This window comes from Peribacillus sp. S4, from assembly GCF_046715815.1.
GTDB lineage: Bacteria > Bacillota > Bacilli > Bacillales > DSM-1321 > Peribacillus > Peribacillus frigoritolerans.
The window spans coordinates 2,515,246-2,530,142 of record NZ_CP175708.1 but is presented as its reverse complement, the minus strand read 5'-3'; the positions used below and the strand labels follow the sequence as shown (position 1 = coordinate 2,530,142).

Genomic DNA, 14,897 nt, shown 5'->3' with positions numbered 1-14,897 from the left:
GTCGACCTTTTCCAGGAATAAGAGGTTCCTGTATACGAAAGACCGAGAGTTTCCAAAGTCTTGAAACTCCGCCAAGTGTATACCACTCTCCTCATTCCTGTTCAAGCTCAGACAATTTTCAGCTAAAGTGTAATTCTTTAATTCGAATAAGGTTAGTGTTACCATATAGTAAGTATATCTTCTAAATGAAGGAGCCAATCATGAATCCCAATATTTTATTGCGTAATAATGTAAAGATTAGAGGAAGAGGTACACGACCAATGATATTTGCACCAGGTTTTGGTTGTGATCAAAATGTCTGGCAATCAGTTGCAAAAGATTTCGAAGATGAATACCATATTATTCTATTTGACTATGTTGGGTCAGGTAATTCAGATATACAGGCATATAATGTGGAAAGATACAGTACTCTTGATGGGTATGCACAAGACGTACTTGATGTTTGTTCGGCATTAGACCTAAAAGATGCTATATTTGTTGGACACTCTGTTGGATGTGTGATTGGGATGCTGGCATCCATTAAACATCCTGAATATTTTTCTAAACTTGTCCTGGTTGGTCCTTCCCCTTGCTACCTTAATCTCCCAAATGATTATTACGGGGGATTCGAGAAAGAACAACTTTTAGGATTGATTGATATGATGGACAAAAATTACATAGGCTGGGCAACCGCTTTTGCGGGAACGGTCATGAGTAATCCAGATCGCCCAGAGCTTAAACGGGATTTAGAGAATCGTTTTTGTTCTACTGATCCCATTATCGCACGACAATTTGCGGAGGTTACCTTTTTTGCAGACAACCGTAAAGATTTAGCAAAAGTAAAAGTACCATCACTCATTTTGCAATGTTCCAAAGATGTTATTGCTCCGTCAGCAGTAGGTGAATATATTCATAAGCATCTTCCCGATAGTACATTGAAGATGATGAAAGCAACAGGACACTGTCCACATATGAGTCATCCTGAAGAGACGATATTCTTAATTCGACAGTTTTTGGATGAATTTCCGACAAACGATTTATAGATAGAGATGGGTGTGAATTTTTGTGAATGAACAACTAAATGAGGCACCCTGCGGATATTTAACTTTATCAGAAGAAGATGATATTTTATCCGTTAATCAAACCTTACTTAAATTATTGGGGTATAATCTCGATCAATTGCAAGGGCAGCCTATTAATTATATCCTTTCGGCTTCAGCTATACTCTTTCATCAGCTTTATCTGGTTCCTCTGATTAAGTTAGAAAATCAGATTGAGGAAATATATATATCCTTAAAGTCTGTAGATGATGAAGAAATACCTGTGTTACTCAACGCTGTTCAAAGAGAGCGAGATGGAAGAACCATTATTGAGTGTGTGGTGATTCCAATGCGAAAAAGAAATGAATTAGAAAATGAGCTTCTTATAGCGAAAAAAGAGGCAGAGACCGCACTAAATGCTAGGAATAAGGCTTATGCTGATTTAGAGATTGCTCATGAAACGATGAAAATGCAAAAGAATAAGCTGATTGAATTGAACGAAAAAAATGAAAAATTCAAAGTAGATACAGAAAGAGAGCTGGGTCTTGCAAAAAAGATACAAGAGACACTATTACCAGTTCCTATTATTAATGAACATCTTGAAATTCAAGCGTATTATAAAGGCTCCAATCAATTATCGGGTGATATATATGGTTTTTACCAAATTGACGCCCAGCGGTATGGCCTTATCCTACTTGATGTGATGGGGCACGGGCTTTCTTCTGCCCTAATAACCATGTCACTACATTCCATATTTGAAAGATTAATTTTAAAAGGTTCAGAAGTGAAATCGGTGATGAAGGAATTAGATGATCATCTTCATTCTTTATTCAAAAACACAAGTAAATCATCTCATTACTGCACTGCCGTCTACCTTTTAATCGATACTGATAAGAGAGAAATTAATTATATAAATGCAGGCCATCCATCCGTTCTTTTACAGGATATAAACGGAAAACAATATGAGTTGCGTTCTAATCGGCCACCACTCGGGATGTTTGAAGATATACTTTTTAAAACAAATACCGTTACATACAATAAGGAAAGTATGCTGTGCCTTTATACAGATGGAGTTGAAGAACCTATAGGTTCAGACCGTTTATGCTCATTGTTAAAGACCTATTCCGCTGCCCCTTTATCCACACTTAAGGAGGAAGTTATACAATCGCTTAGATATGAAGAGGACACTCTCCAACGTAAAGATGACCAATGTCTTATTTTAGTTAAACTAAAATAAAACATTGGGGTTGTGCTATCTGCTACATAACTAATCCAAGTTACTGTTCAATTTCTTGGGAGTTCGTATAGTGGATACTATGTTCGAAACGCCCTTCTATTTAGGGATTAACTTTAGTTCAATGAACTTTAATTTTCTATATCCCATGCTTAAAAACACTCAGCCATAATGGTTGAGTGTTTTTTTCATCTTTATATATTTCAGCGCTATTCCACTAATATATACCACGCATGTCCAAATAAAAAAGGCAGCCACTAGGCCTGCCTCTGTTGAACAACTTATGTCCAGTCATTCATTTAGTGATTAATGAAAACGGCGCTTGTTTTTTTTGCATTTGCACTTACATTTACAACGCTTTCCAGGAAACCATACTGTACTTGGGTCATTGTTCTCAAAACATTTTTCTTCAAAACAACAGTTTATCTCCATCCTAACACCCTCCTTACTATTGTATATGCATGGACTGATGGAAGGTGTGGACAAGTTGCTAAAAGTTTAGACTGAATGCAAATCAATTCATCTTCCATGATTCTGGACAATTTCCAAAGTATGTGGAAGCAAACTGAAATCTCCCCAAGTTTTATGGCCAGGAATAAACGATCTTCGCATCATTATTTTCGTTCAAACATATATGATTTCTCAACGATTAAACCATAATATAGTTATGTAAACAACTACTTGTCATTATTTTAATAAGAGTTAATCGAAAAAACCTCAATATCAAGTATTTAACGACGCATGCGGAAAATGATGACACGAACCGAGCTATTTTATCCCTCTTCTTAGGATGCGGCATCCGTTGAATGTGCTATCCACCTTTAACTACTAGACTTGGTTTACGAAGAAAAACACAATACTAGCAGGGGTGACGGTTTAGTTCACGGGGTTTAGCAATCTGGCGAAAGTTATTGACAATGATTATCATTCCTATTAATATGTTGATGTAATCATTGAAAATGAATATCATTATTAATTAGACATTTTTTGGTATATTTTTAACCTACACTATATTAGTAAGGAGAAAATCAAAATGAAAAAGCTATTCATACCCTTCCTGCTCTTGTTCGTGCTTATCCTTAGTGCCTGTGGGAACAACGAGAAAGCGAACGAAAATAATGATTCCAAGACAAAATCAGAAACAATTACATATCAATCAGAAACTGGTCCTGTTGAGATTCCTAAAAACCCAAAAAGAATAATTGCTCTCTCCAATGGACCTAATGTATTGGCTTTGGAAGGTAATATTGTTGGAATAGATCAATGGACAAATATGAATCCCCTTTTTCAAGATAGACTAAAGGGAGTGGAAGTCGTTTCAGAAGATGACCTGGAGAAAATCATTGAACTGGAACCAGACCTAATCATAGCCGGATCCGAGATGAAAAATATCGGAAAGCTTAATGAAATTGCTCCGACTGTTGTATTCACTTGAGGAAAATTAGATTATTTATCACAGCAAATAGAAATCGGAAAACTTTTAAACAAAGAAAAGGAAGCAAAAGAATGGGTTAATGATTTCGAAACGCGTGCAGAAACAGCAGGAAAAGCGATACGTGCAAAAATTGGTGAAGATGCAACCGTTTCTGTCATTGAAAATGATGCTAAGGAGTTTTATGTATTTGGAAATAATTATGCACGGGGAACAGAAATATTGTATCAAGCAATGGACTTGAAAATGCCTGAAAAAGTAAAAGAAAAGGCACTTAAATCCGGCATTTATGTCCTCTCATCTGAAGTGCTTCCTGAGTATACTGGAGATTATATTATCTTTAGTAAAAACCCTGATGTAGTTAATTCATTTGTGGAGACCGAAACGTGGAAAAGTATACCTGCAGTTAAGAACGATCGTATATTTGAAATAAATAGTAAAGCATCCACTTACAGTGATCCAATCACTCTAGAGCATCTTCTGGAATTTTTCGAAAAATCATTTCTTAACAAATAGTATGCAAAGAAGGAATTCTTTAAATGAGAATTCCTTCTTTAATGTTTTATACTTGAATATCTTCCCAGAAAAACAAACAGCACCTGATGCCTTTTAGGCAACAGATGCTGTTTAACTAGTTATATAAATTAATTCATTACTCACCCTGGTTATATAACTCCATGATGACATAATCTTCATGAGTTATGAATTCAAATTAGAGCATATCTTTAAATCTAAACAATTTAAAGATTATTATTTTTTATCTCCTCAAACCACTCATCAGCAAAATCATCTGCCGTTTTTATATCATCATTTGTATGTACTAAATCATACTTGTATTCAGCTTGAAGACTGCCACTCTTAGCATCATATATTAATTTCAACTCCGTTGGCATGTCTCTTTCGTATTCTTTGCATAATTCTTCAATTTTTTCGGCATCATCATTGATAATATTTAATACCATAAACTGTCGTTCTGTAGATACATCATATCTTTCGTCCCCATTTTCCAATGCATCGTTCACCTTATGACATTCTACATACTTATTGTTAATTAAATAAAAGAAACTGCTCGATATCATATCTTCTTCACATGAAGCATAAACATATACTTTATCGGCTCTATCTTCAACATATTCCATACAAATGGATATCATATCAGCTTGCAATTCACTAAATCTATCTTCAAATTGTTTCATACTATATTGCACTCCTTTTATAAATTTTTAAATTTTGCACTGCCCGGCTTACCATCAATAGTGTAATTAACTATAAATTTGTCTGGGCGCATATCATTCCCAGAGTAATTTATAGCAACATCAACTGTTACCTTTTTTGGTGGTGTTTCTTTTAGAGCTGCAGCCCATTATCTTCGACTTTCTTATATTTCTTCAAATTAACATCAGATAATTGCGATACCAAATTGTCTATTTTAGGTGATCCTCCAAACCTATCACCTGCCAAATGCCCTGCATGGTCTTGACCTTTTACTTTACCAGGTGTGTTTTTGCTGTGTGACAATCTATCTGTTCTCGTTGTTAATTTTAAATTTTCTGTTTCAAATTTTGTAATCCTACCTAAATTATCTGTTTCATATAAGTAATCATACTCTCCAGTTTTATATCTAATATCAGGATTATAGTTCTGTAGACAGAAAGCTAAGCTTCTTTTTTCTATTGGAAGTTTAATAAGGTTCCGGAGTTCAAGCTAACATTATTAAAATTGAGCTAATAGGTGAAATAAATGTTCCAAGACGATTTTATTAAAAAACCTTGAATGGTTTTAGCCATTCAAGGTTTTTTAATATTTATTTTTCTTTCACAAATGCTATTCTGCTGAGGAATTATAATCTACCTCTGCATTTCTTAGTCCCTCTATTACTTTATTTATTCGTTTCGATAAGTCTTGTATCTCTTCTAATGTTAAGTCAGCTTCTGCTTCTTGTGGGTTAAACATGCTTAACCTCTTTGTTATACCTTCAATGCGCCCAACAAAAACTTTTTCATGGCCAATTGCAATTTCTCCAATAGCTGTATCAACAATAACATCTTCTATCTTGCCTAATCTATCAAATTCATCAGCTAGTTTTGCTATAGCATACCTATATCCCCTATCTTCATCTAACAACTCTTCATATGTCTCCTGAATTGCATCAAATAATTCATTATACTCCCAGTCTTTCACTAGTTTTCCCCTCCAAAAAAAATTAAGTTTAAGGAATAATTCTATTACCATCGTTGTGTATGACTTCTAATTCAATATTTTTATATTTAGCAGCAAACTCTGCTATGACTTTACTGCAACTGTCGCAAGTATCCAATTCTGTAAATAACTTAATTTTCCCTGTAGCTTGTGTATTCTCTCCAAGCCTAGAAGCAATGTCATTTAGTATTTTATACTCCGTATCTGTATTCCTTAAGTAACTCTCTCCCTCTTTACCAACTGCTTCCGTAGCTTTAAACATTGGATTTTCAGGTTGTAAAGAAATATCAGGCACCTTATCCTCAAGACTTCCTTTGAGTTCATTTATGCTACTTTGAGCATAAAATTCAGATTTACTTATCCCACTGACATCCACTTCTGCAACAGCAAAATTACCAGATTTCTTATACCTACTTGTTAAATTCCCTCTTAGCTCTTTCACTTTATCAATTATATGTGTTTCTGCTACTGAATCTATTTGTCTAGTTGGATACACTTTACCCGTACCCTTAGGAACACTCTCCCCTGAAACACCCTCTACTTTGCTATCTTTCACCGTGAATTTCTGATAGGCTTCCTTAATTGTCTGCTTTTCAATCATAACATGGGGAAGGCTTGGTCCTCCTGTGAGTGAAACCTGTTCCACACTTATTCGTTTAGGTATTTCTTTTTTACCTAGTTCGTCACCTATATTTTTTAACGTGGTTTTTCCTGATCTCGCGATGTCTGTTATTGTAGTCTGAACCTTCTGAACCTGCTTTTGCGCAAATTCCTTGCTGTAAGGGACGAACTTTGTACCACTTGATACTTTTTTCTATGCCACCTTGCCTTAAAGTAAATCTATATGATTTTAAGTCCTCACGGCCTATTATCTGAGAAGCGATAGATGATACATATTCTATTTCAACAATGAAAAGACCTTAACTTTTGCGTTAAGGTCATAAAAAGAACAAGCTTTACTTATCCTCCATTATTCTTTCTTGAGGTATTCTTCTAAAATCCTCTTATCATATTCAGATTCGGGTAAAAGGCCTAAACGAGTATATTCCCAAATAACCCTTCTTTCGAGATCATCTGCATTGGATAAATCCTCATAATCATAGTCAACCTTAAATTTACCGGTACTTTCTAAAGTAAAAGTTAAATTGGTCCATTGTTCTTGATTATTATTTTTAAATTCATCTGATAATAATTTTAATTCATCTAATAATTGATACCATAATTTATCATATTCTTCTTCGTTTAAACTATATATTTCAGGTATATCATGACTATAAATAGGCAATTCACTATTAGAATTATAATAAAAAAAGAAAGCCGTACCGGTACCGTCAGCAATTTCACCGTACATTAATACCTTTGACCATTCCTCTGGTATAGTTTCATTAATAGTTTGGGCTATTTTTTGATAAATACTATTAAGTTTAATATCATTCATACTTACCCACCTCCTGCTCAATTTTCAAATGTCCATATCTCCAATATTCCTAACTGGTAGGGGAGGATTTTAGTTTCTTTGTTACTATGTCTGTCTTATCCTTGGAGTGTTACTTGGGGATTTAATATTTCTTTTCTACTTTCTCATATAACCAGTTTCTAGTATTTAGGATTCTTTTTTCACCAAATTAAAAGAGCTTATCGAAAAAAACGATAAGCCCCTGAGTTTTATGCTTTTTGACTTAACCCCAAAAAAGACCCTGGATTCATTTACTTTTGATAGTCACTTGTAATCATCAACCATCTTTTCAACTTCATTGACTCTTATTCGATTGGTCCCATGAATTGAGTAATTAGATAAATATGCTCAATAAGTTTCACCTTTTTCAAGTTTTCCACATTCTCAGTTCCACCTAATCCAAGGAGAGGGGTATAACCAAAGCATTCATCAAAATCTGGTTCTCCATATTTATCAACTGCTTCAGGATAAGGATTCCAATCTAAAATTTCTTCGTAAAATGATTCATCTTCTAAATCAGGAAAGAAATATTTGAAACCGGACGATATCCCTTTAATTTCACCCTTTCTAAAATTAAGTAAAATTAAATATTTATTATCTTCCCAAACAACAAGATCCCCCATTGATGTAGTAAACAATACTAGAGCATCCTCGTTTCTTACATATACATCCTTTAATAGTTCCTTATATTTTTCTGGGTTAACAATATTTAAATACCCGTTTAAAATACTACCAAAACCATATTTATTCCACACTTCTAATACTTGTTCAGGTATGTAACCATTGAAATTATTAATAGTTTCTGCTTGTGCTTTTTCAAATAATTTAAAGTTATCAAAAATGTTAGTTGACATTTTTATAATCACCTCTATTTCATTGTATTAATTTCACATTTAAGTATATTGATTTTTTATCCACTTCCGTCATACTAGCTGCAATAGTTTTTATTTGTTCATCTATAACATCAATTCTATATCTCCATTGCGAACCAAGGGATGAATTAACCCTTTTATCTCCCATTCCACCAATATCAAGTGGATTGCCACCCGCAATTTGATCTGGATTATGTAAAGCAGCCTGTTCATTTATCCATACTGTAGCCTGCTTTTCTGATTCTTTTCTAGATAAGCCTGTCTCCCTTAACTCATCAACTTTATCTAAATAAGCTTTTACTCTTGCAGCCTTTTGAGCTGCATTCCCTTCTAAAGCTCTTCCTTCTTCTATATATCTTTCTCTATTCTTTAAATACTCATCAATAGTTAAACCATTCAACCCTTTTTCTTGGTCTTTTAACTGTCTTGCGAATTCTTCTGCATTGTGTTTAGGATTTTGCTTGAACTTGACTTCTATTTCTGAGATTCTTTGGACATGGTACAAAACACCCATACCCTTTCCACCATCACTCTTCGCCGCAAACTTCTGCACGATATCCTTAATCGTCGTTTTATCAAATGTGACATGTTTATAGTTGTTTCCATACGCCGTCGCTAATTCTTCGACCCTAATCCGGAGAGGTACTTCCACCTTGCCGATTTCCCTGCCGAAGGCTTGAACCTTCTGAACCTGCTTTTGCGCAAATTCTTTGCTGTAAGGGACGAACTTCGTACCACTTGCTACTTTATCGGCGACCTTCGCCGCACCAGCCACACCGGCGATGCCTAGTGCCATCATTAGCCCGTTCTGGCGCTGTTCCTCGGTCAGTTGGTTGCCGAACATGTCTTTGCCTGTGGCTGCTTCGCCGAGGCCGTTGGCTGCGAGGAGTCCGTATATTCCGTATTCGGTTTTCTGGAGGAGGCTAAAGCCTTTTGTCGTTTTATAGGCATCTAGTGCGTGGTCTGCTGCATTAAGTCCTTTGGCCGTCTTGTATAGGGCGCTGCCGCCTTTGATGGCCCGGCCGGCCCAGCCGACGACGGGGATGAATCCAGCGGCGGCCATGGCGCCTGCGGCGATTCGTTCGGCATCGGACAGCTTGCGGCCCGTTACTGGATCGACTCCGGTCGAGGCCCTGATTGAATCATAATATCCCGTGAATTCCCCTGTAAAGGTTTTTGTCGTATCCCAGGCTTTTTCGTACCATGGACGATTTTCGAGTTCTTCCATTTCCTGTTCGATTTTCCGGGCTTCGGCTTGCTGCTTTTTGAAGGTTTGATAGTCTTTCATCTGACCGGCGACTTCATCCTTCACTTGATAGACGTCACTGCTCTTGAATGCCGATTGATCGAACGTCATCGGCGAAACATGGCCGTCCTGTTTGGTGGCATCAAGCAAGGCACGGAAGAGCCCAACTGCCACGTTTTCCTGCCCGACGGACACATCATATTCCTCGACCAATTGCCGGTCGATATTCTCGACCTTTGTCACGGTGTCATCCAGCCTGTGCCCGGCCAGTGTGATTTTTTCATTAAAGTCCTTTTGATCGAACATATCGAGAGGCAAAATATCGTCAATGCTGTTCAGGATTTTTTGGAGATCATTCGCTTGTTCATCGACAAGCGATTTCGCTTGGTTGATGCCGTTAGACACTTCGCCATCTAAAAAGGGAACCTCGACCACCGTATTTCCCGAGAGGTCCGCCTCTTCCAGACTGCCAGGTATGCCTTCCAAAAAACTGATTTGGGTCGTGAATAGTTCCATCCAGGCGTCCGCCACCTCGATTTGCGCTTCATAGAAGCTTTTGATGGCGGTAGCACCGGCTCCCTGAAACTCGTTATCCAGGCCGACAATGCCCTGAAATTCCTTTTTCAGGGCTGCGACTTCCTTCTTTAGATCTTCATATTGCTTAGCTCGCGACTTTGTTGCGGCCGTCAATGTCTCGGCTTCATATATTTTCATCTCACAGGATACCCATGTGAAGACGTATGAGAGATGGCTTCATCCTGTTCTTTTAATAAGTCAATGTTGGCACGGGTATCTTCCACATTTTTCTGGACGATTTTGATATATTGCTCGAAGACCTTCTCCAGGTTCGTTTCCCGATCGATCCATTTCGAAGTGAATTCCAATTTATTGTTGCCAAGCTCGCCTGCCGGCAAATTTCCAAGCGTGACTGTACCAAGTGCCGTCTTCACTTGATCGACTTGCTTCATTACGGCAGGATGATTCAGTTTGATTGTCGTCATTAAAACAACCGCCTTTTTAAATCGGATATTTTACTTTCCAGCTGCTCAAATGCCTCTTCGCCTTTGTTCAAAAGGGAGTCGGCTTCTTGGGCTATATTCCCCGCTATGCTAAGAAGCGTATTCTCTGCATTCAGCTTTGTAATCATCGCTTCGATTTTCCATTGGTAATCATCATAATCGTCATGAATGATACTAAACATCACATTATAAGCATCATGACGTGCATCCTGAAAGTGATCCGAACGGTTCCCTGTCCAGCTGCCACCAAGCTCAGGCTCTTTTATTTTCCTAATCTCGTTAAGACACATGCTCTGTTCTTTTATAATATCGTTTTTTGCATTTTCTAATCGTTCAATTTTCACATTTAAATCAGCTTTTTTACTGGAGATAGCAGAGTGTATATTACTCAAAATATCTGCATATACCATGAAACTCACCTCAGAAAACAGTATAATCCTACACTAACTGTCATATTTTTCTTATTTAACATTATAAGGATTAAAGTCCGAGAGTTAAATAGGGAGAAATATGCTATTTTATCAGTTGAAAGAGAAGTTTGGCATAAAAAAGTTCCTACATACCATATTCTTTATACCCGGCATTTTACCAATTTTAAACAAGTAAACCCCTTGGATTCACTATATAAACTTCCAACACTTCATTCAAATTGCCCTTGACTGTATCTATGCAGCAGGTCATCCCGAACAAATTCCCTGCAAGAGGAGGATAAATGTGACCGCTCGGGATGTATCAAATCACCAAAAGGCAAATCACCGACAAATTTAACTTCACCTTTAAAATCCTGTACGGATTCAGCATCAAAACCGATGACCTTCACAAAGCAAGTTTTGTGTCCGGTTTTCATAAAATCAATTACTGTTAACACATGATTATGTATATCATTCATACTTTTTCCCCCAACCATGAAATCATTAAATAAAAACATTTTTTACTAGCATTCCGATTAAAACAATTATGGTTTAGATCTCTAAGGTGTTAAAACATTGGAAATAGGCACTACTGCTTTCCATTATTTACTTTATTTTTCTATGTATTTTGTTCAATCTACCCTTATTTAGGTGAAGTTACATGAACTGATTTCTTCATTTATTTATGTTTTTTTTCGTTTCCAAGCATGTTTATGATTTCCCATTCCTTCCACCAAAGGTCAGTCTGATAGCCTCGAGGACCTTCCCTCTTCTATATAGATTTATAACCTGCTATAATCTAAGGATTGGAGGTGTGAGAAATGAAAGAAATCATCCAGATATTAGCTGAAATCGTCAATAATCTTCACGATTTCATCCTATTCTTTGTAAGTGACACATTAAATTCAAATGCAACGGACAAAGATTTGCATTTTTGGATAATGGGAATCATCGGTATCATCATATTTTTGTTCGTGTTATTTTTATCTAATTTAATTGCCCGGATGCGTTTTGGGATAACGATACTCTCTTTCCTTTATACCTTTACAGTCATGGTTGTTTTAGTATTTGCCATAGAGATACAGCAAGCCCTTACCAGCAGAGGAAATATGGAGTTTCAAGATGCGGCGATAGGCCTATGGGGGTTCATCGTATTTTTCATGGTTTTTGCTGTATTATCATCCATATTCCTATTTGTGAAGAATTTTTTCAAGCAATCAAAATAAAGGTAACGATAGGTCACCTTGCTTAAAACATTCCTAATGCCTTTCAATAAATGGAAATTCGGGTTTTGTATTGGCGGGAATGATGGATTCTCTGCAGCATCATCTTAAATCGAAAGCAAGGTTACAGAGAAGCAAATATGATTTGAGGATTACTTCGATTCATTTTCATTGAATAAATCAACGCTGAACAGATTAAAAGAATCGTCGTCATTAATACGTTCCTGATCATTTCCTGATATATCAGGACTATTTTCCCTGCGGCGGCGATTTACTTCCCTTAATTCCGCTTCCAGGAATTCCGCTTGTTCGTGGGAAAGCTTGATTGTGATTTCATTATTTTGATCATCTGCAGCTTTCAAGAGGACATAGCTATCCGCAGCATTACGTAAAGTCACATTGCTTACTGTTAAGTTCATGTTCGCTAGTTCATATCTTGCCTTCATAATGTAAAAAGAACCTCCATCGGAAAATACCGGATAAAATAAAGTATATTAAATATACTCTACTTCAAGATATTTAAATATACAAATTCTTTGTTTGGAAAAGCCTTGAAACCTAAGAAAGCTACCTCCTTAAAGATTTCAGACAATAAAAAATTGGTGTGCCGCATCATTAAAGCTTCGTTCTTGAATAAGGGTACAGAAGGGGTTCTTCCCTTGAAACTCCAGAAGTTCTGGAACCAATTTAGCAATTGAATGCGAATTCGTCCCTTTCTTAAAAAATACTTGAATGAATTCAGATTGAATATAAACAATGGAACCCTCCATTAGTGGAAAGGTTCCATTTATTTTTATAATTCTTTCTCGATCGCTCTAGTAATATGGTATGGACCCATGCCTTTATTTGGAGTAATGACGGTTCTCAATCGCTTTGGCGGATATACCGCAGAATTGAAACTTACTCCCGGGTCATACCCTATAAGGTGGTATTTGAAAATCGCGTCATTTTTTTTACGGATCCATATACCATAGCCATAGTATTCCCCATCATCTTCTGTAGCAATATGGGTTTCCAATAAGAGATTGGTATATTCTTGCTTCAGTAACTGATTGGAAAATAACCCCTCCCAAAACCTGAACATATCTGATGTGGTAATATACGCTCCTCCATCCGCACTGCCTTTAAAATGGGAAGGGAATAAACGTTGGTTCTCCATGCTCCATTTTCTTCGTCTATGTACCCTAATGCAGTATTTTTAGGTAGCTGATCCATGGAAAAATAACCGGAGTTTTTCATTTCACAAGGCAGGAAGATGTTCTTGTCGATATATTCGGTAAATTCAAGTCCGGTTAGTTCCTCAACAATCAATCCTAATAAAATATAGCCTGCATTATTGTAATGGAACCTTTCCCCGGGTTGAAACATCATCACCTCATTTTGAAACATTGGCAGGAAATCTTTTAATCCTTTTACATGGTACATCGGATTATTCTGCCATAGCTCCTCAAAATCATCCATCACTTCTTCATCAAAGTAATCAGGGGATGCCCGAAGTGTGTGTTAAGAGGTGATGTATGGTCACATTTTGATTGAAATCAGGAAACATGATCCTAACACAGTCTTTAAGTTTAGAATCGAACCTAAGTTTTCCTTTTTGTATTAACTGGCAAATGGCTATCGCGATAAACAGTTTACAACCGGAAGCAATACCGAACCTTGTTTCTGTCGTATTCATGATTTCGTCCGCTCGATTGGAATAGCCATGTGCTGAACTATGAATCAGATCATCTCCCGCTTTCACACTGATTACACCCGAGAATTCAATTTCCTTTCCCGTTGCTTCAATATTCTTGGATATGTCCATATGTAGAGTCTCCCTTGCCGGTAAAATTTTCATTACTGATGTGTTGGCAAAGGTGCTTGTTAGGTCTAGCAAAAAACCCGCATCTTATATGATGCGGGATAACTTATCTAAGATTTCACTCGTTATTTCCACCAAGTATCATAAACATTGATGGCTTCATTGCGTTTATGTTCGGTTTTAGTATACCATCCTTCGATGATTTCAGCTGCTTCCGTTCTGATTTCCTTGCCTTCAAGGTAATCATCGATTTCATCATAGCTAACGCCTAAAGCCACTTCATCAGGAAGTAACGGTTTGTCATCTTCTAAATCGGCCGTTGGTATTTTCGTATAAAGGCGCTCAGGAGCACCGACGAATTTCAGGATTTCTTTTCCTTGCCTTTTATTTAAACGGTATAAAGGAATGATATCCGCTGCACCATCACCATGTTTCGTAAAGAAACCTGTGATCGCTTCAGCTGCATGATCCGTACCAAGCACAACGCCTTTATACAGCCCGGCTAAATCATATTGCACCTTCATTCGCTCTCGTGCTTTAACATTTCCCCTTAAGAAATTCGATAGCTTTTCAGAAACTGCTTCTTCCACAGCTTTGATAGATGCATCCACCGCTTCCTTGATGTTGACTGTAACCGTTTGGCTTGGCTTAATGAATTTTAAAGCCAGCTGCCTGTCTTCTTCATCTGCCTGTACTCCATATGGCAAGCTTACAGCAACAAACTTATAGTCGCTGCCATTCGTTTCTTCATTTAATTCATTGACGGCGGTTTGGGCAATATAGCCAGCCAGTGTTGAATCTTGACCTCCGGAAATTCCAAGTACGAAGCTTTTCAGAAACGTATTTTTCTTCATATACCCTTTTAATAGATCAACACTTTTCCTGAATTCGGCTTCGGGATCGATCGTTGGTTGGACAAGTAATTTTTTTACGATTTCTTTTTGTAATGGACGCATTGGCATTTCCCCGCTTTCTAATAAAAT

At 37.0% G+C, this 14,897-nt stretch carries 14 protein-coding genes and 3 pseudogenes; 4 read left to right on the top strand and 13 right to left on the bottom strand.

Going from position 1 to position 14,897, the window contains the following annotated elements:
- The first annotated feature begins 200 nt into the window (after positions 1–200).
- The 3 genes and pseudogenes from ACJ9PY_RS12040 to ACJ9PY_RS12030 all read left to right on the top strand — a co-directional run bounded on the left by ACJ9PY_RS12040 (position 201) and on the right by ACJ9PY_RS12030 (position 4,201).
- Positions 201–1,022: an alpha/beta fold hydrolase gene (locus ACJ9PY_RS12040; RefSeq protein ID WP_034312169.1), complete on the top strand. Its 822-nt coding sequence runs from the start codon at positions 201–203 to the stop codon at positions 1,020–1,022.
- Between the two features lie 22 nt (positions 1,023–1,044).
- A complete protein-coding gene (locus tag ACJ9PY_RS12035; protein WP_411740108.1) occupies positions 1,045–2,256 on the top strand; it encodes a SpoIIE family protein phosphatase in 1,212 nt (403 codons plus the stop codon).
- A gap of 1,030 nt (positions 2,257–3,286) precedes the next feature.
- Positions 3,287–4,201: pseudogene (locus ACJ9PY_RS12030) on the top strand (iron-hydroxamate ABC transporter substrate-binding protein).
- 224 nt (positions 4,202–4,425) lie between these two features.
- Here ACJ9PY_RS12030 and ACJ9PY_RS12025 read toward each other — a convergent pair.
- The 10 genes and pseudogenes from ACJ9PY_RS12025 to ACJ9PY_RS11980 all read right to left on the bottom strand — a co-directional run bounded on the left by ACJ9PY_RS12025 (position 4,426) and on the right by ACJ9PY_RS11980 (position 11,366).
- A complete protein-coding gene (locus tag ACJ9PY_RS12025; RefSeq protein ID WP_098184845.1) occupies positions 4,426–4,881 on the bottom strand; it encodes an immunity protein YezG family protein in 456 nt (151 codons plus the stop codon).
- Positions 4,882–4,898: 17 nt separating this feature from the next.
- Positions 4,899–5,254, bottom strand: a pseudogene (locus ACJ9PY_RS12020) (DNA/RNA non-specific endonuclease).
- Between the two features lie 255 nt (positions 5,255–5,509).
- Positions 5,510–5,866 carry an Imm3 family immunity protein gene (locus tag ACJ9PY_RS12015; protein WP_137024583.1) on the bottom strand — a complete coding sequence of 119 codons (357 nt, stop codon included), beginning with the start codon at positions 5,864–5,866 and terminating at the stop codon, positions 5,510–5,512.
- Positions 5,867–5,894: 28 nt separating this feature from the next.
- Positions 5,895–6,530, bottom strand: coding sequence for a deaminase domain-containing protein (locus tag ACJ9PY_RS12010; RefSeq protein ID WP_411740107.1), 636 nt, complete (start codon positions 6,528–6,530; stop codon positions 5,895–5,897).
- Between the two features lie 324 nt (positions 6,531–6,854).
- On the bottom strand, positions 6,855–7,322 hold the full coding sequence (locus tag ACJ9PY_RS12005) for an antitoxin YezG family protein (protein ID WP_239861191.1): 468 nt from the start codon (positions 7,320–7,322) through the stop codon (positions 6,855–6,857).
- Positions 7,323–7,645: 323 nt separating this feature from the next.
- Positions 7,646–8,194, bottom strand: coding sequence for a T6SS immunity protein Tdi1 domain-containing protein (locus ACJ9PY_RS12000; RefSeq protein WP_328118388.1), 549 nt, complete (start codon positions 8,192–8,194; stop codon positions 7,646–7,648).
- Positions 8,195–8,213: 19 nt separating this feature from the next.
- Entirely contained in the window at positions 8,214–10,172 is a 1,959-nt protein-coding gene (locus ACJ9PY_RS11995) for a polymorphic toxin type 15 domain-containing protein (RefSeq protein ID WP_411740106.1), read from the bottom strand.
- Positions 10,169–10,459 (bottom strand): YwqI/YxiC family protein, encoded by a 291-nt coding sequence (locus tag ACJ9PY_RS11990; protein ID WP_057277738.1) that lies wholly within the window; start codon positions 10,457–10,459, stop codon positions 10,169–10,171. Before ACJ9PY_RS11990 ends, ACJ9PY_RS11995 begins: the two co-directional genes overlap by 4 nt.
- Entirely contained in the window at positions 10,459–10,887 is a 429-nt protein-coding gene (locus ACJ9PY_RS11985) for a DUF5082 family protein (protein WP_034312189.1), read from the bottom strand. Before ACJ9PY_RS11985 ends, ACJ9PY_RS11990 begins: the two co-directional genes overlap by 1 nt.
- Positions 10,888–11,117: 230 nt before the next feature.
- Positions 11,118–11,366, bottom strand: a complete 249-nt coding sequence (locus ACJ9PY_RS11980) for a hypothetical protein (RefSeq protein WP_411740105.1) — start codon at positions 11,364–11,366, stop codon at positions 11,118–11,120.
- 342 nt (positions 11,367–11,708) lie between these two features.
- On the opposite strand from ACJ9PY_RS11980, the gene ACJ9PY_RS11975 reads away from it, so the two are divergent.
- Positions 11,709–12,113: a hypothetical protein gene (locus tag ACJ9PY_RS11975; protein ID WP_063576322.1), complete on the top strand. Its 405-nt coding sequence runs from the start codon at positions 11,709–11,711 to the stop codon at positions 12,111–12,113.
- A gap of 149 nt (positions 12,114–12,262) precedes the next feature.
- On the opposite strand, the gene ACJ9PY_RS11970 is transcribed toward ACJ9PY_RS11975, so the two are convergent.
- The 3 genes and pseudogenes from ACJ9PY_RS11970 to nadE form a co-directional block, all read right to left on the bottom strand.
- Positions 12,263–12,556, bottom strand: coding sequence for a hypothetical protein (locus tag ACJ9PY_RS11970; protein WP_063576323.1), 294 nt, complete (start codon positions 12,554–12,556; stop codon positions 12,263–12,265).
- A gap of 347 nt (positions 12,557–12,903) precedes the next feature.
- Positions 12,904–13,917 (bottom strand): annotated as a pseudogene (locus tag ACJ9PY_RS11965) (serine hydrolase domain-containing protein).
- Between the two features lie 122 nt (positions 13,918–14,039).
- On the bottom strand, positions 14,040–14,870 hold the full coding sequence (gene nadE / locus ACJ9PY_RS11960; RefSeq protein WP_057277742.1) for an ammonia-dependent NAD(+) synthetase: 831 nt from the start codon (positions 14,868–14,870) through the stop codon (positions 14,040–14,042).
- Between the last annotated feature and the right edge of the window lie 27 nt (positions 14,871–14,897).

Coding starts and splice junctions, on each gene's coding strand:
- ACJ9PY_RS11985 (WP_034312189.1), bottom strand. CDS start 10,887: ATGGTATATGCAGATATTTTGAGTAATATACACTCTGCTATCTCCAGT.
- ACJ9PY_RS11990 (WP_057277738.1), bottom strand. CDS start 10,459: ATGACGACAATCAAACTGAATCATCCTGCCGTAATGAAGCAAGTCGAT.
- ACJ9PY_RS12000 (WP_328118388.1), bottom strand. CDS start 8,194: ATGTCAACTAACATTTTTGATAACTTTAAATTATTTGAAAAAGCACAA.
- ACJ9PY_RS11980 (WP_411740105.1), bottom strand. CDS start 11,366: ATGAATGATATACATAATCATGTGTTAACAGTAATTGATTTTATGAAA.
- ACJ9PY_RS11975 (WP_063576322.1), top strand. CDS start 11,709: ATGAAAGAAATCATCCAGATATTAGCTGAAATCGTCAATAATCTTCAC.
- ACJ9PY_RS12040 (WP_034312169.1), top strand. CDS start 201: ATGAATCCCAATATTTTATTGCGTAATAATGTAAAGATTAGAGGAAGA.
- ACJ9PY_RS11995 (WP_411740106.1), bottom strand. CDS start 10,172: ATGAAAATATATGAAGCCGAGACATTGACGGCCGCAACAAAGTCGCGA.
- ACJ9PY_RS12025 (WP_098184845.1), bottom strand. CDS start 4,881: ATGAAACAATTTGAAGATAGATTTAGTGAATTGCAAGCTGATATGATA.
- ACJ9PY_RS12005 (WP_239861191.1), bottom strand. CDS start 7,322: ATGAATGATATTAAACTTAATAGTATTTATCAAAAAATAGCCCAAACT.
- nadE (WP_057277742.1), bottom strand. CDS start 14,870: ATGCGTCCATTACAAAAAGAAATCGTAAAAAAATTACTTGTCCAACCA.
- ACJ9PY_RS11970 (WP_063576323.1), bottom strand. CDS start 12,556: ATGAAGGCAAGATATGAACTAGCGAACATGAACTTAACAGTAAGCAAT.